The following is a 24,827-nucleotide window of genomic DNA, read 5'->3' as shown; positions in this document are numbered from 1 at the left end:
GGATTGGATTCCTCGTTCTTTTTTGAACGCGATGCTCCTCATAATATACGGAGGGAATAAATGAGGTATCCAGTTATGCGTACTTTGGCGATGACGGCCGCAGCGACATGCGCGCTACTCGCGGCGGCTTGCTCGTCGATTCAGACGGTAGGAACAACCGAGAATTTGGAGTCGGTGGCCCCTCAGGGAAAGTCGAATCCAAAATACGCGGACGCGCACTTTCATACGTCCAACTACGCCTATCAAGGCATATCACTCAAGCAACTGATTCATGACTACATGAAGGACGACATAGTGCGGTCTGTTGTCATGCCGGTGCCGTTGCAGCAGCGATGGGATGGTTTCGAAAACTATGCAGCTGGCCAAATTGCCCCAAACTATTACCTGGGTCCCAAGGCTGACCTTTACTATTATTCATTCGCGGACGCGATGTATGCGAAGGAGTATCGTTCGTTGAGCAAGGAGGAGCAGCAGCGGATTGACCTGATGATTACAGGTTTCAATCCGATGGATAAATATGCACCGTTTCATATCAAGAGGGCGCTTCTGACGTTCCCAGGCACCTTTGTGGGTATCGGTGAGTTCACCGTTCACAAAGAGATTGTCTCGAAGAAGGTCGCCGGTGAGCCGATTTCCCGAACCAGTGCGGTCGGGCTGCCGGCGGATGCCGACAGTGACGACAAGCTCTCCCTGTACAACCCAGCGCTTGTTGATATCTTGAATCTGCTGTCCGAGACCGGCCTTGTTGGCACGCTGCACAACGATATTTATCCTGCAGACGTGCGGCCGGACGGGACGGTGGAAGCGTTGCACCCCGAGAAGTCATATGAAGCGGCGCTTCGGAACCTGTGTGCCAAGAACCCGAAGGCCACCGTTATATGGGCGCATGCAGGACTTGGCCGCTTCGTTAAGCCAACCCGCGAACACGTCTCGATTGTCTCGGGAATCCTTGACGCTTGCCCTGCGTGGTACGTGGACCTTTCGTGGGACCTCGCGCAAGAGTGGATGATTCATCCGCGCGAAGGTATGCCGAGTACCGAGGAGTGGGTGGCGTTCATCGACAAGTATCAGGACCGGCTCCTGTGGGGGTCGGACACGGTGGCGTACAGCCGAAACATCGTGGACCCAGGTGGTAAGGTGAAGGCAAGTGGCCGACGCATGCCCGTCGAGGAGTACGAGGCAGTTCCAAAGCTGACGGTGCCGATGTTTGACAGGCTCAAGCCGGAAGTCGCGCAGAAGGTGCGCATCGGCAACTACGTCAGGCTGTTCGACGCAGCGCGAGCGCGCGTCCGCACGTGGGAAGCACAACACGGAGATGATGATGTGTGGAACTTCAGCACCGCCGTAGTAGAGACGGCGCATTCACACGCACACTAGCCCAACACTCGCGCTCTCGCCCTCAGCATCATGGCAGGGTGCGCGAGCTTGGGCAGTTGGGGTTGAGGCTATCAATGCGCATCCCGCCGGGAGGCTCAGAGTGCCCGCCAATGAGCCGACCCGAGGGCATCAGGTTGTCGCCGGGTCGGACCTCTACCGTGAGCGCTGGGCCGATGACCCACATCGAGTGGCGCTGTGCCTGGATAAAGGGTTCAGAGTGCCGCTGCGGCCGGCCACATCGCACAGGAGGGCGGTACCCGTGGCGCTTTGCGCGCTCGATTTGCTCGGGTGTATCACGAGAAAATTCCGCCGAGGTCTTGTAGTCGATGCCGCTCATGATCGATGTCTCGTGCCTGGGTTAAGGATTTGACTGTGGAAAAGGCAGGGGGCCGCATCCTGGTCTTGGTCATGTTCCTTGACTGGAACTGCCCAATCTCAGTCAAGAATCGCGATGCCTACTGCTTCAGCGAATGGGGCGGGTAGATACTGAACCCGTCCCATCCGCATCGTTCCGCAGCTAATCGAGAGCTTGCCCCTTAGTCTCTGGTAGCAGAATAGTCATCAGGAACACCGCGCCATACGCGGCACCGGCAAAGATGGCGATGGCGGTTGCCAAGCCTGTAGTCTGACTGAGGTGTCCAACCAGACTCGGAAAAAGCGCGCCAATGCCGCGACCGAAGTTGTATGTGAAGCTCTGCCCATTGGCTCGATTGGCCGACGGATAGAGTTCCGTCAGGTATGCACCAACTCCACTGAAGATGCCGCACGCGGAAAATCCGAGCGGGAATCCGAGAAGGAGCATTTGTGAGTTAGACAGTGGGAGGCGCAAGTAAAGATAGATGCTGACCACAGAAAGGGCCGAAAAAACGATGAAGTTGCGGCGCCGGCCCCAGAAATCGGATAGGTATGCACCGCCAATGTACCCGCAAAATGAACCAAGGATGATGACAAGAAGGTAGCCACTTGTATCCAGGACGGAAAGATGGCGCTCAACCTTCAAGTACGTCGGCAGCCATGTGGACATGGCGTAGTAGCCACCTTGCATTCCGGTGCAGAGGATTGCAGCGAGCACGGTTGTGCGCAGGAGGGAAGGGGAGAAAATTGCCCACGCGGACGATTTCTTGACGCCGCTCTTCTCTGCAGCCTTGGTCTTGATGAACACTTCAGGCTCAGAGACGTTTTTGCGTACGTACAGCACGAGAAATGCTGGGATTACACCGACCCAGAACAGGCAACGCCAGGCAATGTCCTCGGACAGCACCGAGAAGGCGATGCTGTACAGAATCGCCGCAACTGCCCAGCCAACCGCCCACCCGCTCTGCACAACGCCGACTGCCTTGCCGCGATTCTTTGGCTTCACGATCTCGCCGATGAGCACAGCCCCTACTGCCCATTCCCCTCCAAAGCCAAGGCCTTGCAAGGCACGCAGCACGAAAACCTGCTCGAAGTTCTGAGCGAAGCCAATCGCGACCGTACAGACGGAGAACCAGAGTATCGTCGCTTGAAGTACCTTCGCGCGGCCATAGCGGTCCGCTAGAATGCCCGCAATCCATCCTCCGATGGAGGAAAACAGTAACGTGACGGTTCCCAGCAGGCCCGCTTGGCCACGGTCTATGCCCCAAAGACTAATCAGGGACGTGATGACAAAGCTGAAGACCATGAAGTCGAATGCGTCAATGGCCCAGCCGCCGAAGGAAGCGTTGAAGGCTTTTCTCCCCTGCTGGTCCATGTCTCGGTACCAGGCCATGCTCCATAGTTTCGCAGACGCTTGTCCGTCGGCGCGTGTTGTTGTCTCCATTGCAACTCCTTATTGTATTAGGTGGAGGACAGGACCCCCACGTGTCATCTGCCTCCGCCGAAGAGCGGCGCAAGCTGACGTGCTTCTATTGACTGCTAGTAGCCGGGAAGCCATATAGCCGCTGCGGATTGGATACGAGAATCCTATTACGAACCTCCGCATCAGGGACCCACGTCGCTAAGAGGTTGAGGAGTTGGCCAGCATCGGGCATCTCCGACACGGCCACATGCGGCCAATCGCTACCCCATACGACTTGGTCAGGTGTTGCCTGGACGAGCTCTTGCGCCCAGGCGGTGACGTCCTCATGGGGCGGGCGCCGTTCGCTGATCCGGTAGGCTCCAGAAAGCTTCGTCCACCATCCGTGCTCAGTCATGAGGTGCTTCAAAGCCATGAAGCCTGGATGGTTCGTGCCTAATTCAACTGGCATATGTCCCATATGGTCCACTACCACCGGCAGCGTTAGCTTTCGCAATCGAGGCAGGAGTTCCGGAAGCTGACGTGCATCGAGTAGCAGTTGCAGGTGCCAGTCCATGTCGTCAATCTTTGCTGCCAAGGTCTCCATCGCATCGAGTCCGACACCACCTCCATAGAGAACGTTCAAGCGAAGCCCGCGGACGCCGGCCTCGTGCATGTCACGCAGCTCCCGTTCGGTTACGTCAGGAGACACAACACCCACTCCTCGCAATCGGTCGGGATTGCGCCGGAGCACGTCAAGCATGTACCGATTGTCAGTGCCGTAGACGCTAATCTGGACTAGTACGCCCCGGTCCAGGCCGTTGGCGTCGAGCATGGCCAGGTAGTCTTTTTCCGGGCAGGGAACCGGTGTATAGCTTCGAGCGGAGACTACGGGGAAGGATGAGGGGTTGGTCGCTATGACGTGTGCATGCGTGTCACAGGAGAGGCGGGGTACGTCAAACGTCGCGCGCTCGAAAGTCCTGGGGGGCGGGAGGCAGTACGGCGCGTTGGCCGAAGCTTCGTAGGGGTTGTCTTGTCTCATTATCATAGTTCTATGTCGACTGTTCCAATCTCGTCCGATGAAGGCGTTGTCCAGATCGAATGAGCGCCGTCGTTAACCTGATCCGTTGCGGGATGGAATCCATCGACGCGAGGTTCCTGCTCGCGTCGACGCCCGCCGCCGTGAAGTAAAGCCGCGCACGGCGGTGGATGAGTTTGACATCTCACGTCTTGTAGGTGGGGTCCCTACGGTCAAGGTAGCGAAGCATCGCAGGCCACTCCATCTCGCCAAATGGACGCCTCACGTTCGGCTGATAGAGGTTGTAAGTCTTCTCGATGACCGCCTGCGCGGGCATGGTCAGTTCGGTCCCGCCACCCATGGCATCGAGCTGAATCTTGCATGCCATCTCCAGCCAATACATCAGGTTGAAGGCTTGAGCCACACTGGCGCCTGCAGTCAACAAGCCGTGATTCCGCAGAATCATGGCCTCGTGATTGCCGAGGTCATGCACGAGTCGTTCTCGTTCGTCCAGTTCCAGTGCGACGCTCTCGTAGTCGTGGTAAGCGATATGCGCAAACCGCATCGAGGTCTGCGTAAGAGGGAGCAAGCCACACTTCATTGCAGACACTGCGGAGCCCGCCCGCGTGTGGGTGTGCAAGACGCATTGGACGTCGTGACGCGCCGCGTGGACGGCGCTGTGAATCACATAGCCTGCCTCATTGACGCCAAACCGACCGTCGCCCCCGTCAAGGATGTTGCCGTCGAGGTCGATCTTCACCAGGCTGGAAGCCGTGATTTCCTCGTACATCATTCCATACGGATTAATGAGGATGTGGTCCGGCGTGTCGGGTATTCTAGCCGTGATGTGATTGTAGATGAGGTCGCTCATTCCATACAGTGCGACGAGGCGATAGCAGGCTGCGAGGTCGACACGTGTTTGCCATTCGGCTGCGTCAAAGTCGCCGGGGCGTCGGGAGTTCGGATTCGTCTTGAGTTCGCTCATTTTTGAGTCACCTTTTGTGGTTCACGCAGAGCGTCTGCGATGGGTTGGAGTTGTGCTCTGTTTGCAGCTAGGGCCGTTGTCCAGGCTTTACCAGGCAAGTAGGCGAGTACCGGTGCGTCGTTCTTGGCTGCGGCAATAAAGGCGGGGTCTCGCAGACTCTCTTCAATGGCCGTTTCAAGCCGGTGGGCGATGTCTGCAGGAACCTGAGCCGGCGCCGCCACCCCGCGCTCGGAACTCATTGCGACGGGCACCCCAGCTTCAAGGGCAGTTGGAACGCTGCCGATTGCGCCAAGACGGGTCTTGCTCATCTGCGCTATGCCCTTGAAAGGGCCGCCTGCGAGGCTGAGTTCGCGCATCTCGCCGGCACTCATGAAAGTGAAGTCGACATGTTTGCCCAGAAGCGCCGTCTTTACCTCTGCAGCACCTTTGAACGGAATGCTGTTCGCCTGGACGCCGGCAACCTTCTGTATTTGTTCCAGGGCGATGTGACCGTTGGTCCCGACGCCGCTGTGAGCAAAGGAGAGTGAGCCAGGCTGCTTCTTGAGTGCTAGAACCACACCGGAGAGGTCTTTGAACTGACTATCCTTGCGGGCAACCAGGACCGTTGGGTCGTCGACAAGGCGAGCAATGAGTCGAACGTCATCTGCCTTGTACTGTGCATCCTTGTACATGGGCACGAAGATGAAGCCGGGGACATTGACGATGCCGAGGGTGTAGCCATCCGGCTTGGCCCGGACAACATGCATAACAGCCAACTCACCGGCGGCACCGGGCTTATTGGTTACCACAACGCGAGCATTGGGGCTAAGGCGCTTCGAGACGAATGGGGCTAAAAGACGAGCCATCTGGTCGGTTCCACCTCCAGGCGCAAAGCCCACTACCAGTTCGATAGGCCTGTCATCGGGCCAGGCGGCCATCGCGGCGTTGCATGAAAGCAGGGCGAGCGGCAAGGCCACGCAGCGTAGAAGAGGCGTCCACATATTGTCTCCGAAAGTGCTATTTAAAGCGATTCTTCTTGATGCCACCGCAAGGGGCGCTAATGTTGTATTCGCATGTGCCGAGTAGTCGCAGCTGCCAGACATGAGCGGGTGAAAAGCGTGCGGGGCTATACTGTGCTGGTATTCTGGGAGACCAACCTCACTGTCACAAGCGACAATTTGTTGCCCTGTTGATGAGTATTCAGAATGAATCCGAGACGCCTGACTCCTTCCATGTCTTCGCTCCTGGCCTTCGAGGCCTCGGCCCGCACTGAGAGCTTTACGAGGGCTGCGGAGCAACTCTCACTGACACAGAGCGCCGTCAGTCGGCAGGTGCAGACCCTCGAGGAACTCCTTGGCGTCGCTCTCTTTCACCGGGTTGGCAGGCGAGTTGTCCTCACGGACGTTGGCCGGATGTATCTTCGCGAACTGACTGGTCCGCTCGAGGGAATCCGTAGCGCGACGCTCCAGGCGATTGCCTTTCAAGCCGGCGGAGGAACCTTGCATCTGGCAGTGCTGCCAACGTTCGGGTCGAAGTGGCTGATGCCTCGGCTGGCCGCCTTTTATGCCAAACACCCGGAGGTTCTGGTCCACATACATACGCGGACCTATTTAGACCTTGATGTCTCTGGGATGGATGCGGCTATCGTAGTGGGGGATGGAAACTGGCCAGGCGTGATTGCATACCATCTCGTCGATGAGGTGATGGTGCCTATCATCGGTCCCAAGCAAGCGAAGCGAGACAAAATCAAGACGATTGATGAGTTGCTGCGGTATCCGCTTTTGCAGGTGGTCACCCGACCGACAGCGTGGCGAGATTGGTTTGCCAAGCATGGCCTAGTCAATGCCGCGCTGAATCTCGGCCCACGATTCGAGTTGACCTCGCACCTCATACAAGCGGTGTCAGCCGGGATGGGAATCGGGCTAGTTCCGAAAGTACTGGTAGAGGACGAGCTTCGCGCGGGGACGTTGGTCTCCCCCGCGGACGACCATCACGACTTGAGTGGGAGCGCGTATTACCTCGTTGTCGCGACAAACCGTGATTCGTATCCGCCGTTTGTGCAGATCAGAGATTGGTTGATAGGCGTTGTCCGACGAGTTTCCACGAGCGAGAAGCGTCCTGCCGGATGACCGGCTGTGGTAGCCATACCAGCCATCTGGTAGCCAAGTCCAGCCGCCGGTGTCGATCCTTCGATCCTGAACCGCCGCGCCAGACGGTGCAGGCATTGATGGCCGCTGTCGCCCAGCGCGGCGCATTGTTTGACAGCGGCGAAGGCGAGATTTTGTTCATTCCCGATTCGTCGCCACCAGCGTTTCGACGAATGACGAGACGAGCTTACTCGGTTCGTCAGTCTTGGTGACGGCGAACACCGCTGCCTTGTCCTTCATGTTGTCCATCCGGATGAAAGCCAGATCGCGGCGACTTCCCGGTCCCACAGAGCGACCTACCAGGCAGAAGCCGAGGCCTGATGCCACCATGCCTAGCGCCGTGTGTATGTCGCTGGCCTCATAGGCCACGGTCGACTGGCTTCCGGCTGCACGCAACATGGCGATCGTATGTTCTGCAAAGCGGCTCTGCGGATCCTTCGGATACGTGATCAGACCGGCTGAGTCTAGCTCCGCCGCGCGCAGCGATTTGCGCTTGGCCAAAGGGTGCGTAGCAGGCAGCGCAACGACGAAAGGGTCATCCAGTAGCGGGGTGAACTCAAGTCCCTCGATTGGCTCCACCGGACCCAGGTAGCGTGAGACTCCCACCTGGATACGACCGGTTTGCAACTCGGCGTGCTGGTGTTCCGAGAGCATGCTGATGAGTTCGACCTTCACGTTCGGATGGCTCACCCGGAGCGCCCGGATGGCGTTGGGCAGGATCGAGAAGATAGTTGATCGCGTGTAGCCGATCGCTAGCACACCACTTTGGCCTGCAGCGACACCGCGCGCTTCCATCTGAAGGTGATTGGCCTCAGCCAGAAGGGACTTCGCACGCGGATGGAAGTAGCGGCCCAGTGAGGTGAGCTCCATCGGACGATGTGAGCGGTCGAAAAGCTCACCTCCCAGTTCGTCTTCCAGCCGACCCAACTGCATGCTGAGTGCCGTTGGCGCCACGTGCAGCCGGCTCGCCGCCGCGACCGCGCTGCCGGATTCGACGATTTCACAGAAGTAGCGCAGTTGCCTTAAGTTCATAAAAACAGATGCTACGCTCAAAAATCGATGTTTGCTGTCGCCTGATGTGGATTTTATACTGGGTTCACCGTCACGACATCTTTGGACGCCGGCATGAACCACCCCCCTTGGCTCTATCGCCATCTCGGCCGGCGTTCATAAGCCGAACTCGCGCGCCATGCCTTGTCGCTTCATTGCGCGACGCAGGTCTGTGCTCGAAATTCACGGTCGTAAGCTCTGCCTTCATGCGCATGCTGAGCCAAGAGAGCGGCCGCGGTCTCATTTGTTCCGAGCACAGGCGAGGAGAACGCACTTTGCTTTCAACCATCCCTGTCCGAGTGTATTCCGTATCTGGTACGCGCTGGAGTAGTCAGTCGTTGAGCGGAGCTAGAACATCGCCACTGAGCTGGCTTCTGCCCGATGCGAAGGCTTAATTGGTGATATTCCTTAGAAAGGTCAAATCGAAAATTAAAGAATGATTGTAATATTAATTTGCTAGAAATTTATTAAAAAACTAGGAGACAATAATGCGTGCAATTAGTCCTGCGACCGCCCCGCGTTCGGCGCGCCGCATTCCCCTCAGGTGGACGGGCGGGGTGCTCGTCCTCCTCCTCTGTTTTACGGCCTATCTGGACCGGATCGCTTTCTCAGTAACAGCCGCACCGTTGATGGAGTCACTCTCCATTAGTCCAGTACAGTTGGGTATGGTAATTTCGCTGTTTTCGGCCAGTTACTTTATTTTTCAAATGCCAGCTGCGGCGCTTCTGCAGCGGTTCGGGTCGCGGCCCGTCCTGGCTGGATCACTGGCCTTGTGGTCGATCTTTACGGCTGCCACGGGGCTGGTGGGAGGCCTCGTAAGTCTTGCCTTTGTCCGCAGCCTGTTCGGCATCGCTGAATCTCCCGTATTTACTGGTGGCAATCAGTTTTTCGGAAACTGGTTCAAGCGTGCGGAGCGTGGGCGAGCCAACTCACTGATGAATGCTGGGGCGTTTTCCGCAAACATATTCGGTCCCCCTATAGTCGTGGGAATCGTCACGGCGTTTGGCTGGCGGTCCATCTATTTCATATTCTGTGTGGTTGGTATTGTCCTGTCGATTGTCTGGTTTGTCTCGACTCGCAACCGCCCCTCCGAGCATCCGAGAATTTCTCCAGAGGAATTGGAAGAAATTACTGCGGACGCGCGCAGTGAAGCGGGAGCCGGCTCGTCTGAGAAGCCGATGATGCGAACTCTGCTAAGACAACGTTCGTTTTGGGCGCTTGCGCTCGGATATTTCGCGACGCTTTGGTGTGTTCAGTTCTTTGTTTACTGGCTACCGTACTTTCTCCAGGTCACGCATAACGTAAGCTTTCGTTCGCTAGGCATCTATGCAAGCATTCCATGGATCTCGATCGTCGCAGCAGTACTGCTCGCAGGTGTGATTTCCGACTACATGCTCTCCCGTGGTCTATCACTCTTCGTTTCTCGAAATGTTGTCTGCGCGGTGGGACTCGCAGTTGCCGCAATTGCCTTATTCGAAAGCACCACAGCAAAGACGGTTGTTGGGGACATTCTCTGGATTAGTCTGGCCCTTGGAATGGCCGGTGTGGCCCAGACGCTGTCTTGGACAATTGTGAGCGACATCGGCGGGAAGATCACGTCCGTTGTTGGCGGCTGGATGAATATGTGGGGCTTTATAGCCGCAAGCATCGTGCCGACCGTCGCCCCTCTCGTCGGGAAGAGCTACGGCTGGAATGCCGTGATCCTCCTCAACGCGGCGGTGACGCTTCTCGGTGTGGCCTGCTACATGCTTGTCACGACAAATCGCGGGCTGATCACTGAAGTGGCGACCGTGTAGAAGGGGGAATGCAATAGCATTCATAAAAAATGAAACCACGCTAGGAAATTCGTTTTTTCCATCGATGAAAATGGATTTCATGCCGGACCTATCGACAATACAACCTGAACTTCATGATGAACACTCTCATTGATTCCATTGCCATACCAGACGGTGCTCGCGAACTGAGTACTGCGGAAGTCTCTGATGCACTCGACGCGCTTCGCCTTCCTGGCAGCGTGCTCGGCATCGGTCATATCGCTGGTCGCGCTCGCGTGTTCGGTCCTGCATTTACCGTCCGGTACGCGCCTGTTGATGTGGCGCGACCGGGGACTGTAGGCGACTACCTGGATGACACTCCCGAGGGCTCGGTGGTCGTTCTTGACAACGGCGGCCGAGTCGATTGCACCGTGTGGGGCGGCATCCTCAGCCAACTGGCCGCGCACCGAAAAATCGCCGGCACGGTCATCTTCGGCGTGTGCCGCGACACGGCGGAAGCCGAGCAGGCGGCCTATCCGCTCTATGCATGCGGCCGCTTCATGCGCACGGGCAAGGATCGCGTTCAGGTGGAAGCGGTCGGCGAGACTGTTAGCCTGGCCGATGTCCGCGTCACGGCCGGAGACTTTATCGTTGGCGACGAAGATGGGATTGTCGTCGTGCCGAGAGGCAGGGTCAACGAGGTGTTCGAGCGCGCGCTAGCGTTGCGCGCCGCGGAGCAACGCATCGTCGACGCCACGCTGTCTGGGTCATCGCTCGAGGAAGCGCGTCGCCAGGCGGCATACCACACGCTGCAACGTGCGGGGTCGTGACCACGTTCGACCGCGATTGGGAAACACTAGCCGGACAACCACTAGCCTGGCCGTGCAAGCTCAGCTTGATTCCTGGCAGTAGGCTCGGTGAACTTAGGGGAAGCACATGGAATTACAAGCAATTTACGACGAATTGCGCGCTCTCGGCGCAGCGACGGTGTACGAAGCACAGGGCGCCAAGGGAGCGCTGGACAGCGGGATCAAGCCGATCGACCCGGCGTCGCGACTAGTGGGACCTGCATTGACGGTGGACACCCGGCCTGCGGACAACCTGATGCTGCACTACGCACTGTTGAAGGCGCGGCCTGGCGATGTCCTGGTAGTCGATGCCAAGGGCTTCCTGGAAGCTGGCCCCTGGGGCGATGTGCTGACGGCCGCGGCCATGAAGCGGGGCATCGCGGGGCTTGTCATCAACGGTGCCGTCCGCGATGCCAGCGCGATCGTCGAGATGGGTTTCCCCGTATTCTGCCGGGGGCTTTCGATCAAGAGCACGGGCAAAGCGCAGCTCGGCAAAGTGAACGTGCCCATTTGCATCGGCGACGTTGTGATCCGTCCCGGGGACATCATCGTCGGCGATCGTGACGGGCTGGTCGTCGTGGCGCCCGAAGAGGCCGCCTCAGCGCTGGAAAGCGCGAGGGCGCGGGAAGCCAAAGAGGACGAATTCCGGTCCGCGGTCGAGCGAGGTGTTAGCACTGCGGAGCTGTTGGGACTCTCGTCAACTCTGGAACGCTTGGGGCTGTGTTGACGACAAATCGAGCAGCGTTGACCGGCACAGGGTGAGAACGTTTTGACGCGCGAGGAGTTCTCGCACGAGCCATTGACTCGTGCAGGACTACCACTGCGGCTGCGCCCTTGGTTATCATCGTGTGCACGTCGCGCAATGCGGCCGTCGCTGCAGGCACCACATCGAGGCGCTAGAGCGACCGCTCTGAGCAATGGGCGCTGCCCGTTGCAGGGGCCATGGCGTACCTCTTCATCCACCAAACCTTGCGCTTCGGGCTACAGTGGATGACCCGCGAGGCGCGGGCGCCCATTGCGCAATCTCCGGGATATCAATTAGGTTCCGATCCGGATTGCGCGCATACACCGACCAAATCCTGGTAGTCGCCCCGTATCGCCGGGCACTCCTCAATTGGCGCATTCGCTTTCGGCGTAGCCATTCCTCTGTTCCATCGCCAGGTAGTCAGCACTACATGGGTGGGCCTGCTAAACAGGCATGCAGTTTATTGATGGTAGCAGCGTAATTTTCTATTTCACCATCGACCACTGCACTGGATACCATCGTTGCAACGGGTATCGAAGCACGCCGCCCCGCCAAATATAACAACCTGGAAGAGACATGAAATGCTTGTTCGTTCAAGTTGGAATAGGTGCGCTCGTATCCTTTAGCGCACATGCTCAGCCGACATACCCCGACCATCCGATTCGCATGATTGTGGGCTTCGCCGCCGGTGGAAGCACTGACCTCGTGGCACGTATCGTGGGCAACAAGGTGGGCGCAATTCTAGGGCAATCTGTCGTCGTGGAGAACAAGGCGGGCGCGGGAGGCACGATTGCCACAGACGCTGTCGCCAAGAGCAAGGCGGATGGCTACACGCTGCTTTTTGGCACCAGTTCCTATGCCATCAACACTTCCTTGTACAAGACATTGCCGTATGACCCCAGCACGGTAGTGCCAGTTGCGGTGGTGGCAGCAGTGCCCATGGTTCTCGCCGTGAATCCCTCCGTCAAGGCGAACACGGCCAGGGAACTGGTCGACGACATCAAGAAGAATCCCGGGAAATACAGCTACGGTTCAGCAGGAAAGGGCAGTGCATTGCACATGGCCGTTGAGTTGCTCAAGTACCAGGAGCATCTCGACATCGTTCACGCGCCATTTCGGGGCGCTAGCCAGGCAGTTCAGTCGGTGATTTCCGGCGACCTTCAGTTCATCACCGATGCGGTCACCACTGCCGCGCCGATGATTAAGGCCGGTCGACTGAAGCCGCTTGCTGTGACGACGGGCACACGGTCCAGTGTGCTGCCGAATGTGCCGACCATGAAGGAAGCTGGTTTCCCCAACTACGAGACATCCATCTGGAACATGGTGATGGTGCCTCGAGGCACGCCAGCCCCTGTCATCGACAAGTTAAGCGCCGCCCTGCTGCAGACAGTCCAGGACCCGGAAGTCCGCGAGCGGCTCGCCAAGATTGGAGTAGAGCCCATCTTGGATTCCACACCCGATAAAGCGGGGAAATACGTTCAGACCGAGACGCGACGATGGGCGGAGGTGATCAAGGCGGGCAATATCCAGCCGGACTAACCATTCGTCAACGGATGATGCTACGAGCCGACCCACGCGGCGCCTGGCCAAGTCCCGTCAAGCACCAGCCGTTTTGCCAGGGTCACTAGCTCCGCCGAAACAAAGCTCGCGGCCGGGGACATTCGGCGAGTAGCCGTATGCGCCAGCACGATTCGCCTAGAGAGGTTGGGAGCAGTAATTGATGCTGCCGCCAATATGCCTTTTTCCAACTCTTCGGATACCGCCGAACTGGGTAGAACCGTGTATCCAAAACCTTTTGCGACCAGGGATTTCTGGACATTTAAGGAATTGGTCTCGACCGCGACGGTTGGCTTGATTCCTGCGACAGCGCACGCATGCTCGACCACTGTGCGAAGGCCGTGAGGCGAGTTTGGAAGTACAAGCGGAAGGTCTCGAAGACTCTCGATGGTGTGGCCATTGCCGCGCGCAATCGTGCCAGGAGGGCCGACAAGATAGAGCTGCTCGTCGAGCAGAGCCTCTACATGTAGGCCCGCCGAAGCCTTGATGTCGTACAACAGTGCCACTTCAACGTCGCCCGCTTCAAGCCACTGTAGGAGGTTGCCCGCGTAGCCCACGTTGAGCCGAACGACCAATTGGGGATGCTTGCCTTTCACCGTGGCCACAAGTTCCGCTGCCAGTAACTCGCACGTACTCGGCAGCAAACCAATGACGGCGGTGCCAGAAATAACCCCTTTCACCGGCTGAATCTCGGCCTTCGCTCGGTCCAGTTCGCGCAACGCGCGTCTGCCGTACTCAACCAGTGTTCGTCCTGCGTCCGTCAGGACCATGCCGTGCCGCTCGCGCTCAAAAAGCTCTGCGCCGAGTTCCTCCTCAAGCAGCCTCACGTGCCGGGAAACGGCAGGTTGGACGATGCGAAGAAGTTCGGCGGCCTTGGTAGCGCTCCCGGTCTCGGCGATGGCCAGCAGTGCCCGCAGTTGCTTGATATCCATAGGTCTATTGCGTCTCTTTCTAGCTATCCAAATTACTGATGGGTGGAATCACTTTTTTGTATTTCATAATCTTATTCAGTCAATTCTATGATAGCAGATGTCATCCCCACCGAGACTACCTTCCATGACCCATCCAAATTCTGAGCCTCTTGCCTGGCAAGAGGATATTTTCCAAGTCCTCAAACAAAACGGGGTTCGTCAAGTCGCGTATGTACCCGACGCCGGCCATTCTCATGTCATCAAGCGTGCCAAGGCGGACCCGGAAATTCGCGACGTGGTTCTCACCACCGAAGAAGAAGGTGTCGGCGTTGTGAGCGGCGCGTGGCTGGGCGGCGAGCGCGCGGTCTTGCTCATGCAGAGCAGTGGTGTTGGCAACTGCGTGAACATGTTCTCGCTGCTGGACAGCTGCCGTTTCCCGTTCTTCACCATCGTGACCATGCGCGGCGAGTACGCCGAGTTCAATCCCTGGCAGGCTCCAATGGGCCTGGCCACCGCCAAGGCGCTCGAACTGATGGGCATTACCGTGTATCGCGTGGACTCCCCGGAAGATGCTGCCGAGCTCGTTGATGCGGGACTCGTCTCCGCCTTCGACGCCGGGCAACGCGTCGCGATTCTTCTCTCTCAAAGCCTCATCGGCCGCAAAAAGTGGGTGCGCTGAACATGACTACCTCGACCTCCAAGTCGGCGATCAACCGCCGCGATTTCGTTGCCGCGCTGCTGAAGCAGTTTCCCGACGCGCTTGTCGTGACTGGTCTCGGCTCGCCTTCCTACGACGTCTTTGCTGCTGGCGACCGTCCCAGCAATTTTTATCTCTGGGGCGCGATGGGAGGGTCTACCTCGGTAGCTCTTGGCCTGGCCCTGGCGCAACCTGAAAAGCGGGTCATTGCCATTACCGGCGACGGCGAGCAGTTGATGGGAATCGGCAGTCTTTCCACCGCTGCAGCGCAAAACCCGAGGAACCTCGCCGTAGTGATTCTGGACAACGGCCACTTCGGTGAGACCGGCATGCAGCAAAGCCACACCAGCCTCGGCACCAACCTCGCAAAGGTCGCGAGTGCCTGCGGTGTTCGTTCGACGCTTGAGATCTCCGATATTGCGGAAGTCGAAAAGCTGACTCAGGCAATCAAGAATGCCGATGGCATGACCGTGGCTCAGGTGTACATCGCCGCGGAAGAGCATCAGCGGGCATTGCCCCCGCGCGACGGGGTTTTTGTCAAGAACCGCTTCCGTCAGCACTTGGGATTTTCGCCGTTCTAGTCTTCTAACCTATCCGGACAGCATTGCGCCATGAAGCAGTATCAAATGTTCATCGACGGGGCCTTCGTGAATGCGAGCGATGGTCGTTGGTTCGAAACCCAGAATCCCTTCACCGGTAAAGCCTGGGCCCAAGTCGCTCGCGGCACGGAGGTGGACGTCGACCGTGCGGTCAACGCAGCCGATCATGCGTTCCGTGCTGGCCCGTGGGCGGAAATGACTGCTACCCAGCGTGGCGCTTTGCTGCGAAAGCTAGGAGATCTGATCGCGAGAGATGCCGAACGCCTGGCCGAGTTCGAAGTCCAGGACAACGGCAAGTTGCTCGCTGAGATGAGCGCGCAGGTCAAGTATCTGCCGCAGTGGTTCTACTATTTCGGTGGCCTTGCCGACAAAATCGAGGGAACAGTCATTCCGCTCGACAAGAAGGGCTACTTCAACTACACCCGGAATGAGCCTGTGGGCGTCGTGGCCGCCATTACCCCCTGGAATTCCCCGCTGATGCTGTTGGCGTGGAAAATTGCGCCAGCGCTGGCCTCTGGGTGCACAGTAGTCGTAAAGCCGTCCGAATTCACTTCGGTCTCCGCCTTGGAGCTTGCTCTGCTTTTCGAGGAGGCTGGCTTCCCGGCAGGGGTGTTCAACGTTGTGACGGGTTTCGGAGCCGAGGTTGGGTCCCCGCTAGTCAAGCATCCACTTGTCAAGAAGGTAACGTTCACGGGTTCCGACGCCACCGGCCGCGCTATCAACCAGCAATGCGCAGCACAGTTCAAGCACGTGAGTCTGGAGCTGGGTGGCAAATCACCTAACATCGTGTTCAACGATGCCAACATGGAGGATGCGGTCAACGGCGCTGTTTCGGGGATCTTCGCGGCCAGCGGACAAACCTGCATTGCAGGGTCGCGTCTGCTCCTGCAGGAAGATATACACGATGAGTTCGTCGAGAAGCTCGTGACGCTGGCGAAGACGGCAAAGCTCGGCAACCCAATGAACGCGTCGACGCAAGTTGGCCCCATCACAACGCCGGCACAGTACGAGAAGGTTCTCTCGTACATCAAGATTGCGAACGACGAAGGTGCCAGCCTTATTCTGGGCGGTCAGCCTGCCTCCTGCGGAGATGGCTGGTTTGTTGAGCCCACGATCTTCTCCAATGTGACGCCGCAGATGCGCATCGCTCGGGAGGAAGTGTTTGGTCCGGTGCTCTCGATTCTGAAGTTCAAGGACGAGAACGACGCTATCAAGATAGCCAACGACAGTTGCTATGGGCTTGGCGCCGGGGTGTGGACAGCAGATATCGGTAGGGCATTCCGGATGTCGGAACGGATTCAGTCCGGCACCGTGTGGGTGAACACCTATCGAGCGGTCAGCTTCATGTCCCCCTTTGGCGGCTACAAGGACTCAGGCCTGGGTCGGGAAAACGGAATTGATGCCATCCGCGCGTACCTTCAGACAAAGAGCGTATGGATCAACACTGGTGCCGGTTCGGGGAATCCGTTCACCATCCGGTGATTCATGGCCCCCGAAAGTGCTTACGCCTCGGCTGCGCTTTCAGCGGTTGGCTATCTGCCTTCAACTGCACCGGGGCGAAAAGGTGCAGTGTTGACAAAAGACGAGATGACAAAGAGCAGAATTTCACTGGACTTCGATTTGGCTAAGCCGGGCAAGCACGCCGGCTATGCAAGGCTTCCTTATTCGGTGAATCGCTCGGCGTACGGCTGGCTTCCCATCCCGGTAGTGAGCATAAGGAACGGAACGGGTAAGACAGTGCTGCTGTTGTCCGGAACCCATGGCGACGAATTCGAAGGGCAAGTGACACTGACGCGGTTGGCTCGGCAACTGCAGGCGGAAGACGTTCAAGGCCATCTCATCATCTTGCCGATGGCGAACTACCCAGCGGCAAAAGTAGGGCATCGCGTATCGCCCATAGATGAGGGAAACCTGAATCGTCTCTATCCCGGAAATCCAGGCGGCTCACCCTCCGAGATGATTGCCCATTTCATCGAGAGCGAACTGATGAGCCGCGCGGACTTCGTCTTCGACCTCCATAGCGGCGGTTCATCGCTCAACTATTTGCCCGCGACGACATCCGTTTCATCAACGGGATCTGCGTCTGATGAGGAGCGTCGAGCCTTGATGTCCACATTCGGAGCGCCATACGGATTAATGTTCTCGAGTGCACCAGGCAGTGGCAGCTCTTCTGAAGCGGCGGCGCGCAACGGCATACCTCGTCTGGGCACTGAACTGGGCGGACGCGCGTGGGTTCACACTGCCTACCGCGAGATGTGCGAGTCAGGGGTACGGCGCATATTGGCTCGACTTGGCGTGATTGGCTCCGAGGGGCTCGCTCCGCCGCCCGAGGTCAGGTTTCTTTCTGTTGACAAGGATTGTTTTGTCTATGCGCCGGCAAATGGCCTGTTTGAAGCTAGCGTTATGCTTGGCGATAGTGTGAAGGAGGGTGACCTCGCAGGCTATGTCTATTTCCCTGAGAGCCCGCTCCGAGTCCCTGAGGCTGTGTATTTCTCGGCAAGCGGTGTCGTAGTCTGCGAACGAGCCATGGCGATGTGCGAACTAGGAGACTGTCTCCTCCACTTGGGGAAGACTATCTAGCCCGCTAAGAGCGCGAACCCGGATCGCAAGAGACGCCCGCCGGTACGAACAGGGTCTGGCAGAATTGGCCGCAATGAGAGGGGCACGATGACTTTTTCTGCAACCGAGAGGGTCTTGATACGTGGAAACGTTGGTGACATAGAGCTGTTGGTGAATGTGCCAGTGGGACCGATTCGCGGCATCGCGGTCATCGCACACCCTCATCCGCTGCAGGGGGGCACCGCAGAGCACAAGGTTCCAAATCTGTTTGCGAAGATACTGGCGTCCCGTGGGTACGTTGCGGTGCGCCCCAATTTTCGGGGCGTCGGCAATTCGGAAGGTGTGCATGACTCTGGCAACGGAGAGACTCTCGATGTGCTATTGGTCATTGAACACTTGCGACGAACCTATCCAGCCTTGCCTCTTGTTTTGGCAGGATTCTCCTTTGGGGCGTACGTGATTGCACGAACAGCGATGGTGCTACACGAACGGGCGGTCAATTGCACGCACATCGTACTCGCTGGCACGCCATGGGGAACGATCGAAGGCCAGCGCACCTACGAGACGCCTCCCGTGCCATCCACCACGCTGGCGATTCACGGAGAGAAGGACCTGCGCGTAGAGCTCAAAGCCGTGTTCGACTGGGCGCGTCCACAAGGCTTGCCTATCGTTGTCGTACCGAACGCCAACCACTTCTTTACTGGAAAATTGGCCATCGTGGAGCGGGTGGTGGGCGCATATCTTGACCAGTCGCCATAACTGGCCTACAGCCAACCCAGCTGGAGTAACGGCCGATTAACATTCATCACTCAGTCTGGAAAATCGTTGAAAAATCGCAGCACTCCTGCGCGAGCATGACGATAGCTGCGATCAGCGTGCTTCGTTGGTCCGACTTGTACATCGCCACGTAAGTGGCATCCGGCAGCGGCGGCTTGACTTCTAGCACATCGAGAAGTCCAGCGCTTTGCATCTGGCCAAGGCAATCTTTCGGGAAGTAGCTCACACCAAATCCAGATACGGTAAGGGCTATCAATGCCACGATGCTATTGCTAACGATGACGTTGGCAGGACGAAACCCGATCGACTTGAACCAGCTATCGTAAATAATCCCTGTGCCAGACTTGTCAACCAGTATGCGTCGTGCGGCAAGCTCGTGTATCTGGATTGCCCGTTGAGCGTCAAGCAGGCCGGGCTTGCACATCCAGGCGTTCGCCACTTTGCCCACTACCTTTGATGCAAAACGCGAATCTGTATAGGCATCAGGCACCACAATCAAATCAAGCTCGTCCGTCAAGAGTTTGTCCCGCAGATTGATGCTCATATCCACTTCGGGCTCGATGACAACTCGCGGATAGTGATCGTTAATTTGATTGACGAGGCGAGGTAACCACGTCATGGCAGAAAGCTCGGTGATCCCGATGCGAACCCGACGTTGCATCATATCAGGTTGGGTAAATTGCTCCATCGCAGCATCGCGCTCAGTCAGGAGCTTCTTGGCCAACAAGAACATCTCCTCCCCTTTTTCCGTCAGTCTGGCAGTTCGCGTGCCGCGGTCAAACAATTGCGTGTTGAAGAGTTGTTCCAGTTCCTGCACCCTTTTGGATACTGCTGACTGGGTTGTGTGCAATTTCATGGCGGCCTGTGCGAATCCGCCGGATTGCACGACCCAGAATATTGCCTCAAGTTGTTTAAAAGTAACCATAGTGCACCTTGATAGGGATAACCACTAAAACACATTACTTATGTTCATCGAATCGCATCGATAAAACTCGTTTGTTGTAATTGTATTATGGGATCAAAATCCATCCAACAAATCCTCCCCTCGAGGCGACAAAAAAGACCGCCGTAACCTGAGGAGTCGAATGTGGCAGCGGAGGGCCTTTGGAGAATGCGACCGTTCTCCGTTCAAGTGCCGGATGTCCGTAGGAAGGTGGTAGCAAGGCTAGCGACTCCCGCACCCCCCACACGTCCGTTTTCCGTGCGCGTGCGCCGCTGTTCTGAGCCTCAGTGCTTGCTGAGGCCTTCAATCCCCAAGACCTGAAAGGATGAATTTCATGCGTAAGTTGTCGGTAATCGCCATGGCAGCCGTGAGCCTCTCGCTAACCACAGTCAGTGCTTTCGCGGACCAACTGGCAGACATCAAGCAACGAGGTGCACTGGTTTGCGGCGTGCTGGGCACCATTGAGCCGTTCAGCTTCACCAATGCCCAGACCAGGGAGGTCCAAGGGTACGACGTCGATTTCTGTAGCGCGATCGCCAAGAGCCTGGGTGTCAAACTGGAACTCAAACTGATTGCGACCGCGGCGCGGATTCCGGAGCTGCAACAGGGTCGAGTGGACATTCTCGCCGCCGCACTTGGATGGACGCCGGAACGGGCCGAGCAGATTGCCTATAGCGACCAGTACTTTGTGAGTCTGACCAAAGTGGCCGTGAAGCGCTCGGAAGGACTGAAGACTACGGCTGATCTCGCTGGAAAGCGCGTGAGTGCGAACAAGGGGTCTACGTCGGAGATGGCAGTCAAGAAGACAGTACCAACGGCGACAACAGTGACTTACCAGGACGCGCCGGCTGCCTTCCTGGCGCTTCAGCAGGGGAAAGTGGACGGTTTGGCACTCGGCGAGATGATGCTGGTCAAGCTGAAGATGCAGGCAGATGCGACGACGCCCATTGATATCCTCGAGCCGGCGGTCATGCACGAATACTGGGGGCTTGGGATGCGCAAAGGGGAATCCGGCTTCGCGGGGCACGTGAATGGCGTGCTGCAATCGATGGAAAAGTCAGGCGAAGCGTCACGTATCTTCGACAAGTGGCTGGGCAGCGGCACGCCGTACAAGATGCGCCGTGACTTCAAAGTTGAGCCGATCAAGGGCTAACGACATGTAGGCCGGCATAAGCCGGCCCCTCAAGAACACCCATTTGGCGTATTACCTATGAAGTTGGATTTCTCAATACTCTTGCAGGGCGAGTATCCACGCCTGATAGTAGGCGGCGTCGCGACGTGGCTAGAGCTAGCCGCACTATCCTGGTTGCTCGCGATGGTGCTCGGAACTGTTCTGGCGGTCGTCCGGTTGAGCAACAATCGTTGGGGTCAAGCGGCGGTAGCCGCCTATGTCGAGTATCACCAAAGTGTGCCAATCTTGGTGCAGGTGTTCCTTTGGTACTTTGGTCTTCCGACACTGCTTCCAGAGTCGGTCCAGATGTGGTTCAACAAGAATCATAGCGAGTTCGTCTTCGCCTTCATCGCCATCGGTCTTTGCATGGCCGCATACATGTCGGAGGATCTTCGTGGCGGGATCCGCTCGATCCCCAAAGCTCAGCTAGAAGCGTCCCGCGCTTTAGGAATGACCTATCTCCAGGCGTGCCGCAAGGTGATCCTTCCACAGGCCGCCCGAATCGCGTTGCCCCCGATGATCAGCCACACGGTGCTGCTCGTCAAGAACACGAGTCTGGCGATGACGATTGGGGTGATGGAGCTGACGTATGTGACAAGAGAGATCGAGAGCGCGACATTCCGCACTGTCGAGGTCTATCTGTTCACAACGTTCGCTTATCTCGGCGTCTCACTGCTAATCATGGCTGGCGGGGCTTCCCTTGAGCGCCACTATCGACTGAGGACGAGGTAGGCCGTGGAATCCATTATTTCAATTCTTCGCGAAAACGGCGAAATGCTGCTCGTGGGGCAATATCCGAACGGTCCCCTCGGGGGGCTGGCTATTACCCTGATCCTTTCTCTCTTTGGTCTTCTGCTGGCGTTTCCGCTGGGGATTTTCGTTGCGCTTGCCCGTGTGTCGCCCGTAAGTTGGTTGAACAAACCTGCAGTCAGTCTTGTATATCTCGTCCGCGGCGTTCCACTGCTCATGTTCATCTTTTGGGTGTACTTCTTTGTACCTATCTTGATTGGACGAACAGTGAGCGGATTCACGACGATGCTGGTGACGCTGGTCATCTACGAGGGCGTTTACATATCCGAAATCATTCGTGCTGGCATGGAAGGTCTGCCAAAGGGACAGACCGAGGCTGCGCGTGCAGTCGGCCTGTCCTATATGCAGACAATGGCGAAGGTGGTCCTTCCGCAGGCACTGTACAACATGATTCCTTCGATGATCAGCCAGTTTGTATCGATTATCAAGGACACATCACTTGCCTATGTCATCAGCGTCAACGAGCTGACTTTTGCTGCCAACCAGGTGAACAGCATACTTCTCACCAAGCCGTTCGAGGTGTTCCTCATCCTTGCCGCAGTCTATTTCATTCTCGGTTTCGCTCTTACATCTCTGGCGCGCTATGTCGAGCGCCGCATCACCAACAAGCGTGCGGGCGTCCGTCGAGATGCTGCAGGCTTATCAGTGGTGTCGCCGGCGGTCGCCGTTGACTAATCGAATGGCCATTGGAGGTATTTTCAATGAAAAGCGGTGCAGCATCTCAGATGCCCATGATTAATTTCAAACGCGTTAACAAGTGGTACGGAAGCTATCACGCCCTTAATGACGTGACTTCCGAGGTTGCGCGGGGGGAGGTGATAGTCGTATGCGGCCCGTCCGGTTCGGGGAAATCGACGCTGATTCGAACGGTAAACCGTCTGGAGGACATCCAGAAGGGAGCGATTGAGTTCGGTGGCCAAGATGTCAATTCGCCCGCACTTGACATCAACAAGTTCCGCAGCCACGTTGGCTTTGTCTTTCAGAGCTTCAATTTGTTTCCCCACTTATCCGTGGCGGAAAACATCATGCTTGCCCCGATGTCTGTTCTGAAGAAAAAGAAATCGGATGCCAGGCAACGCGCGGCGCAATTGCTGGATCGCGTCGGCTTGGCGAGTAAGGCGGACGCCTATCCCGGGCAACTTTCCGGGGGGCAGCAGCAGCGCGTTGCCATTGCGCGTGCGCTTGCCATGGACCCACCCGCCATGCTGTTCGATGAACCCACTAGTGCACTGGACCCTGAAATGGTGGGCGAAGTGTTGCAGGTGATGAAGAGCCTTGCTCGCGATGGGATGACGATGATGTGTGTCACGCACGAAATGAACTTTGCACGCGAAGTGGCTGATCGAGTTTGGTTTATGGACAACGGTTGCCTGGTCGAAAGTGGTAAACCAGAGGCGTTTTTTTCCAACCCGCAGAGCGACCGTGCCAAGAAATTTTTAAGCGACCTACGGACCCATTAATCCACCCTCTCGGCGTGGCGCTTTACGCATATCTCGCTGAACTATCTGATCATGTGGCATGGAACAATTTGATATCGCAGCCATACGGGCTGCCGCAGAACGTTTGTCTGGATACATCATTCGGACCCCTATCATCGACTCGCCCATGCTGGATGAGGCGTGCGGTTGCAACGTATACGTGAAAGCCGAGCCGCTCCAGCGTACAGGTTCCTTCAAGCTAAGGGGGGCGTTGAACAAGATGCTCTCCCTGGATGCGGAGGAACTTAGCAGAGGCGTAATCACATTTTCTGCTGGCAACCACGGTCAGGGCGTTGCCGCTGGCGCCAAGTTTATTGGCTGCCCAGCGGTCATAGTGCTGCCGACGACCGCAGCTGATATCAAGATTGCGAGCTGCCGCTGGTGGGGAGCTGAGATTGTTTTATATGACCCGCAGACGGAGGACCGCGAAGTCGTAACACGCCAGATCATGACGGAGCGAGGACTGGCCTTTATTTCGCCGTTCGATGACTATGACGTCATGGCGGGCCAAGGTACGGCCGGATTGGAGATTTGCGAGCAGTTGGAGGCACGCGGGGTTGTGCCGGATGCCGTGCTGGTCAACTGCAGTGGCGGCGGTCTCTCATCTGGGGTAATCACGGCGATGAAGGCAACGTGGCCGAATGTCCAGGCGTATATTGTGGAGCCGACCGGATTTGATAAGATGGCACGGTCATTGGTGAGTGGGGTTCCAGAGAGGAGCAACTCCGTTCCCAAGACTGTCATGGATGCCATTGCTGGGCCCGTTGCGGGCAGCAAACCGCTCAACGTCCTCTTGCGTCACGATGTGAAGGCACTGAGCGTGAACGACGAAGAGGCACTGCGCGCAGTAGCCACGGCATTCCGTCTGCTGAAGCTCGCGGTCGAGCCTGGCGGTGCAGCTGGCCTGGCAGCCCTGTTGGAGAAAAAGGCGGACATGACAGGGAAGAACGTTGTTGTTATCTGCTCCGGCGGAAATGTCGATGCCAGCGTGTACGCGCGGGCTATCGCTGGGTAATGGGGAGCGCCATTCATGCATCCTGAAGAAAAGCTATCGGAGTTGGGGCTGGAACTCCCGATGGCCTTTCCTCCCAATGGCACGTACGTCCCCTATCGTTTGGCCGGGAACATGCTCTACCTCTCCGGTCACGGACCTCGCCTGCCGAATAACACCTATCGGCTAGGACGACTTGATTCGCCGGAGCAGGCGTTGGGGGCATACGAGGATGCGCGACTTACGGGCTTGAATATGCTGGCGAGCATCAAGCAAGCTGTTGGGAACCTGAGTCGCGTGGAGGCGATAGTCAAGCTACTGGGCATGGTGCATGCCACTCCGGACTTCAAGAATCACTCCCGCGTCATTGATGGGTGCTCGGACCTTCTGGTGAGCGTCTTTGGGCAGAGGGGCTTGCACGCCCGCTCGGCAGTTGGCATGAGTTCACTTCCCCATGGGATGACGGTTGAAATCGAGGCAATCATCCAGATTGCGTCATGAACGCATACCGGGCAGTGATTCCCTGGCGAAGTACTCGGTCGCATATATGCGCACCAGCTTCGTTTGGGCCAGTTCCTTGCGCATTCTCTCATTCTCGGCCGCCAGTTCCGCCACTCCGATCCCGCCTGGCGCCATGACTGCCTCAGGCTCCTTCGCCTTGAACACCCTGTTCGTCAG

At 57.4% G+C, this 24,827-nt stretch carries 25 protein-coding genes; 17 read left to right on the top strand and 8 right to left on the bottom strand.

Annotated features, from left to right (window positions below; all coding sequences use genetic code 11):
* Positions 1-75: 75 nt before the first annotated feature.
* Positions 76-1,377 carry an amidohydrolase family protein gene (locus tag AC1Q7Q_RS30785; protein WP_492371568.1) on the top strand — a complete coding sequence of 434 codons (1,302 nt, stop codon included), beginning with the start codon at positions 76-78 and terminating at the stop codon, positions 1,375-1,377.
* A 517-nt stretch (positions 1,378-1,894) separates the two neighbouring features.
* Here AC1Q7Q_RS30785 and AC1Q7Q_RS30780 read toward each other — a convergent pair.
* From AC1Q7Q_RS30780 to AC1Q7Q_RS30765, 4 genes are all read right to left on the bottom strand, one after another.
* A complete protein-coding gene (locus tag AC1Q7Q_RS30780) occupies positions 1,895-3,124 on the bottom strand; it encodes an MFS transporter (protein WP_492371597.1) in 1,230 nt (409 codons plus the stop codon).
* Between the two features lie 136 nt (positions 3,125-3,260).
* Complete coding sequence (locus tag AC1Q7Q_RS30775) at positions 3,261-4,172, bottom strand: amidohydrolase family protein (protein WP_492387249.1); 912 nt, start codon at positions 4,170-4,172, stop codon at positions 3,261-3,263.
* A gap of 181 nt (positions 4,173-4,353) precedes the next feature.
* Positions 4,354-5,133, bottom strand: a complete 780-nt coding sequence (locus AC1Q7Q_RS30770) for a class II aldolase/adducin family protein (RefSeq protein ID WP_492371570.1) — start codon at positions 5,131-5,133, stop codon at positions 4,354-4,356.
* Positions 5,130-6,113: a tripartite tricarboxylate transporter substrate binding protein gene (locus AC1Q7Q_RS30765; RefSeq protein WP_492371571.1), complete on the bottom strand. Its 984-nt coding sequence runs from the start codon at positions 6,111-6,113 to the stop codon at positions 5,130-5,132. The genes AC1Q7Q_RS30770 and AC1Q7Q_RS30765 overlap by 4 nt, the downstream gene beginning before the upstream one ends.
* Before the next feature lie 204 nt (positions 6,114-6,317).
* Here AC1Q7Q_RS30765 and AC1Q7Q_RS30760 point away from each other — a divergent pair, with 204 nt between their 5' ends.
* Positions 6,318-7,241, top strand: coding sequence for a LysR substrate-binding domain-containing protein (locus AC1Q7Q_RS30760; protein WP_492371572.1), 924 nt, complete (start codon positions 6,318-6,320; stop codon positions 7,239-7,241).
* 156 nt (positions 7,242-7,397) lie between these two features.
* On the opposite strand, the gene AC1Q7Q_RS30755 is transcribed toward AC1Q7Q_RS30760, so the two are convergent.
* Positions 7,398-8,291 (bottom strand): LysR family transcriptional regulator, encoded by an 894-nt coding sequence (locus AC1Q7Q_RS30755; protein WP_459376758.1) that lies wholly within the window; start codon positions 8,289-8,291, stop codon positions 7,398-7,400.
* A gap of 506 nt (positions 8,292-8,797) precedes the next feature.
* Between AC1Q7Q_RS30755 and AC1Q7Q_RS30750 the strand changes: the two genes are divergently transcribed.
* The 4 genes from AC1Q7Q_RS30750 to AC1Q7Q_RS30735 all read left to right on the top strand — a co-directional run bounded on the left by AC1Q7Q_RS30750 (position 8,798) and on the right by AC1Q7Q_RS30735 (position 13,195).
* On the top strand, positions 8,798-10,105 hold the full coding sequence (locus AC1Q7Q_RS30750; protein ID WP_492371573.1) for an MFS transporter: 1,308 nt from the start codon (positions 8,798-8,800) through the stop codon (positions 10,103-10,105).
* A 113-nt stretch (positions 10,106-10,218) separates the two neighbouring features.
* The gene (locus AC1Q7Q_RS30745; protein ID WP_492371574.1) at positions 10,219-10,893 is read left to right on the top strand and encodes an RraA family protein; all 675 of its coding nucleotides are present in this window, start codon (positions 10,219-10,221) and stop codon (positions 10,891-10,893) included.
* Positions 10,894-10,999: 106 nt separating this feature from the next.
* A complete protein-coding gene (locus tag AC1Q7Q_RS30740) occupies positions 11,000-11,638 on the top strand; it encodes a 4-carboxy-4-hydroxy-2-oxoadipate aldolase/oxaloacetate decarboxylase (protein WP_492371575.1) in 639 nt (212 codons plus the stop codon).
* Between the two features lie 594 nt (positions 11,639-12,232).
* Positions 12,233-13,195: a tripartite tricarboxylate transporter substrate binding protein gene (locus AC1Q7Q_RS30735; RefSeq protein ID WP_492371576.1), complete on the top strand. Its 963-nt coding sequence runs from the start codon at positions 12,233-12,235 to the stop codon at positions 13,193-13,195.
* A 20-nt stretch (positions 13,196-13,215) separates the two neighbouring features.
* Here the strand turns inward: AC1Q7Q_RS30735 and AC1Q7Q_RS30730 are convergent, their stop codons facing one another.
* On the bottom strand, positions 13,216-14,145 hold the full coding sequence (locus tag AC1Q7Q_RS30730) for a LysR family transcriptional regulator (protein ID WP_492371577.1): 930 nt from the start codon (positions 14,143-14,145) through the stop codon (positions 13,216-13,218).
* Positions 14,146-14,269: 124 nt separating this feature from the next.
* Between AC1Q7Q_RS30730 and AC1Q7Q_RS30725 the strand changes: the two genes are divergently transcribed.
* The 5 genes from AC1Q7Q_RS30725 to AC1Q7Q_RS30705 all read left to right on the top strand — a co-directional run bounded on the left by AC1Q7Q_RS30725 (position 14,270) and on the right by AC1Q7Q_RS30705 (position 18,738).
* Positions 14,270-14,803: a phosphonopyruvate decarboxylase gene (locus AC1Q7Q_RS30725; protein WP_459376764.1), complete on the top strand. Its 534-nt coding sequence runs from the start codon at positions 14,270-14,272 to the stop codon at positions 14,801-14,803.
* A gap of 2 nt (positions 14,804-14,805) precedes the next feature.
* Positions 14,806-15,402, top strand: a complete 597-nt coding sequence (locus AC1Q7Q_RS30720; RefSeq protein WP_492371578.1) for a thiamine pyrophosphate-dependent enzyme — start codon at positions 14,806-14,808, stop codon at positions 15,400-15,402.
* Between the two features lie 30 nt (positions 15,403-15,432).
* Positions 15,433-16,902, top strand: a complete 1,470-nt coding sequence (locus tag AC1Q7Q_RS30715) for an aldehyde dehydrogenase (protein WP_492371579.1) — start codon at positions 15,433-15,435, stop codon at positions 16,900-16,902.
* A 3-nt stretch (positions 16,903-16,905) separates the two neighbouring features.
* Positions 16,906-18,000, top strand: a complete 1,095-nt coding sequence (locus tag AC1Q7Q_RS30710) for a succinylglutamate desuccinylase/aspartoacylase family protein (RefSeq protein WP_492371580.1) — start codon at positions 16,906-16,908, stop codon at positions 17,998-18,000.
* 87 nt (positions 18,001-18,087) lie between these two features.
* On the top strand, positions 18,088-18,738 hold the full coding sequence (locus AC1Q7Q_RS30705) for an alpha/beta hydrolase (RefSeq protein WP_492371581.1): 651 nt from the start codon (positions 18,088-18,090) through the stop codon (positions 18,736-18,738).
* 46 nt (positions 18,739-18,784) lie between these two features.
* On the opposite strand, the gene AC1Q7Q_RS30700 is transcribed toward AC1Q7Q_RS30705, so the two are convergent.
* Positions 18,785-19,681 carry a LysR family transcriptional regulator gene (locus AC1Q7Q_RS30700; RefSeq protein ID WP_492371582.1) on the bottom strand — a complete coding sequence of 299 codons (897 nt, stop codon included), beginning with the start codon at positions 19,679-19,681 and terminating at the stop codon, positions 18,785-18,787.
* A 352-nt stretch (positions 19,682-20,033) separates the two neighbouring features.
* On the opposite strand from AC1Q7Q_RS30700, the gene AC1Q7Q_RS30695 reads away from it, so the two are divergent.
* The 6 genes from AC1Q7Q_RS30695 to AC1Q7Q_RS30670 are packed head-to-tail and all read left to right on the top strand — an operon-like array spanning position 20,034 to position 24,650.
* Positions 20,034-20,852 carry an ABC transporter substrate-binding protein gene (locus tag AC1Q7Q_RS30695; protein WP_492371583.1) on the top strand — a complete coding sequence of 273 codons (819 nt, stop codon included), beginning with the start codon at positions 20,034-20,036 and terminating at the stop codon, positions 20,850-20,852.
* Positions 20,853-20,909: 57 nt separating this feature from the next.
* On the top strand, positions 20,910-21,602 hold the full coding sequence (locus AC1Q7Q_RS30690; protein WP_492371584.1) for an amino acid ABC transporter permease: 693 nt from the start codon (positions 20,910-20,912) through the stop codon (positions 21,600-21,602).
* Between the two features lie 12 nt (positions 21,603-21,614).
* On the top strand, positions 21,615-22,355 hold the full coding sequence (locus AC1Q7Q_RS30685; protein ID WP_492371598.1) for an amino acid ABC transporter permease: 741 nt from the start codon (positions 21,615-21,617) through the stop codon (positions 22,353-22,355).
* 56 nt (positions 22,356-22,411) lie between these two features.
* Entirely contained in the window at positions 22,412-23,140 is a 729-nt protein-coding gene (locus AC1Q7Q_RS30680; RefSeq protein ID WP_492371599.1) for an amino acid ABC transporter ATP-binding protein, read from the top strand.
* A 58-nt stretch (positions 23,141-23,198) separates the two neighbouring features.
* Positions 23,199-24,173: a threonine ammonia-lyase gene (locus tag AC1Q7Q_RS30675; RefSeq protein ID WP_492371585.1), complete on the top strand. Its 975-nt coding sequence runs from the start codon at positions 23,199-23,201 to the stop codon at positions 24,171-24,173.
* A 15-nt stretch (positions 24,174-24,188) separates the two neighbouring features.
* Complete coding sequence (locus AC1Q7Q_RS30670) at positions 24,189-24,650, top strand: RidA family protein (protein ID WP_492371586.1); 462 nt, start codon at positions 24,189-24,191, stop codon at positions 24,648-24,650.
* Here the strand turns inward: AC1Q7Q_RS30670 and AC1Q7Q_RS30665 are convergent.
* A partial coding sequence (locus tag AC1Q7Q_RS30665) for a hypothetical protein (protein WP_492371587.1) occupies positions 24,645-24,827 on the bottom strand: 183 nt, incomplete at its 5' end. The two genes, AC1Q7Q_RS30670 and AC1Q7Q_RS30665, sit on opposite strands and share 6 nt — an antisense overlap.

This window comes from Cupriavidus sp. GW823-FHT07A04 (assembly GCF_058794615.1).
The sequence above is the reverse complement of the archived record's forward strand: the minus strand, read 5'-3'. Positions and strand labels throughout refer to the sequence as shown.

Coding starts and splice junctions, on each gene's coding strand:
- AC1Q7Q_RS30720 (WP_492371578.1), top strand. CDS start 14,806: ATGACTACCTCGACCTCCAAGTCGGCGATCAACCGCCGCGATTTCGTT.
- AC1Q7Q_RS30765 (WP_492371571.1), bottom strand. CDS start 6,113: ATGTGGACGCCTCTTCTACGCTGCGTGGCCTTGCCGCTCGCCCTGCTT.
- AC1Q7Q_RS30780 (WP_492371597.1), bottom strand. CDS start 3,124: ATGGCCTGGTACCGAGACATGGACCAGCAGGGGAGAAAAGCCTTCAAC.
- AC1Q7Q_RS30710 (WP_492371580.1), top strand. CDS start 16,906: ATGGCCCCCGAAAGTGCTTACGCCTCGGCTGCGCTTTCAGCGGTTGGC.
- AC1Q7Q_RS30745 (WP_492371574.1), top strand. CDS start 10,219: ATGATGAACACTCTCATTGATTCCATTGCCATACCAGACGGTGCTCGC.
- AC1Q7Q_RS30705 (WP_492371581.1), top strand. CDS start 18,088: ATGACTTTTTCTGCAACCGAGAGGGTCTTGATACGTGGAAACGTTGGT.
- AC1Q7Q_RS30755 (WP_459376758.1), bottom strand. CDS start 8,291: ATGAACTTAAGGCAACTGCGCTACTTCTGTGAAATCGTCGAATCCGGC.
- AC1Q7Q_RS30680 (WP_492371599.1), top strand. CDS start 22,412: ATGATTAATTTCAAACGCGTTAACAAGTGGTACGGAAGCTATCACGCC.
- AC1Q7Q_RS30735 (WP_492371576.1), top strand. CDS start 12,233: ATGAAATGCTTGTTCGTTCAAGTTGGAATAGGTGCGCTCGTATCCTTT.
- AC1Q7Q_RS30715 (WP_492371579.1), top strand. CDS start 15,433: ATGAAGCAGTATCAAATGTTCATCGACGGGGCCTTCGTGAATGCGAGC.
- AC1Q7Q_RS30750 (WP_492371573.1), top strand. CDS start 8,798: ATGCGTGCAATTAGTCCTGCGACCGCCCCGCGTTCGGCGCGCCGCATT.
- AC1Q7Q_RS30700 (WP_492371582.1), bottom strand. CDS start 19,681: ATGGTTACTTTTAAACAACTTGAGGCAATATTCTGGGTCGTGCAATCC.
- AC1Q7Q_RS30675 (WP_492371585.1), top strand. CDS start 23,199: ATGGAACAATTTGATATCGCAGCCATACGGGCTGCCGCAGAACGTTTG.
- AC1Q7Q_RS30690 (WP_492371584.1), top strand. CDS start 20,910: ATGAAGTTGGATTTCTCAATACTCTTGCAGGGCGAGTATCCACGCCTG.
- AC1Q7Q_RS30775 (WP_492387249.1), bottom strand. CDS start 4,172: ATGAGACAAGACAACCCCTACGAAGCTTCGGCCAACGCGCCGTACTGC.
- AC1Q7Q_RS30760 (WP_492371572.1), top strand. CDS start 6,318: ATGAATCCGAGACGCCTGACTCCTTCCATGTCTTCGCTCCTGGCCTTC.
- AC1Q7Q_RS30670 (WP_492371586.1), top strand. CDS start 24,189: ATGCATCCTGAAGAAAAGCTATCGGAGTTGGGGCTGGAACTCCCGATG.
- AC1Q7Q_RS30725 (WP_459376764.1), top strand. CDS start 14,270: ATGACCCATCCAAATTCTGAGCCTCTTGCCTGGCAAGAGGATATTTTC.
- AC1Q7Q_RS30740 (WP_492371575.1), top strand. CDS start 11,000: ATGGAATTACAAGCAATTTACGACGAATTGCGCGCTCTCGGCGCAGCG.
- AC1Q7Q_RS30785 (WP_492371568.1), top strand. CDS start 76: ATGCGTACTTTGGCGATGACGGCCGCAGCGACATGCGCGCTACTCGCG.
- AC1Q7Q_RS30730 (WP_492371577.1), bottom strand. CDS start 14,145: ATGGATATCAAGCAACTGCGGGCACTGCTGGCCATCGCCGAGACCGGG.
- AC1Q7Q_RS30770 (WP_492371570.1), bottom strand. CDS start 5,133: ATGAGCGAACTCAAGACGAATCCGAACTCCCGACGCCCCGGCGACTTT.
- AC1Q7Q_RS30695 (WP_492371583.1), top strand. CDS start 20,034: ATGCGTAAGTTGTCGGTAATCGCCATGGCAGCCGTGAGCCTCTCGCTA.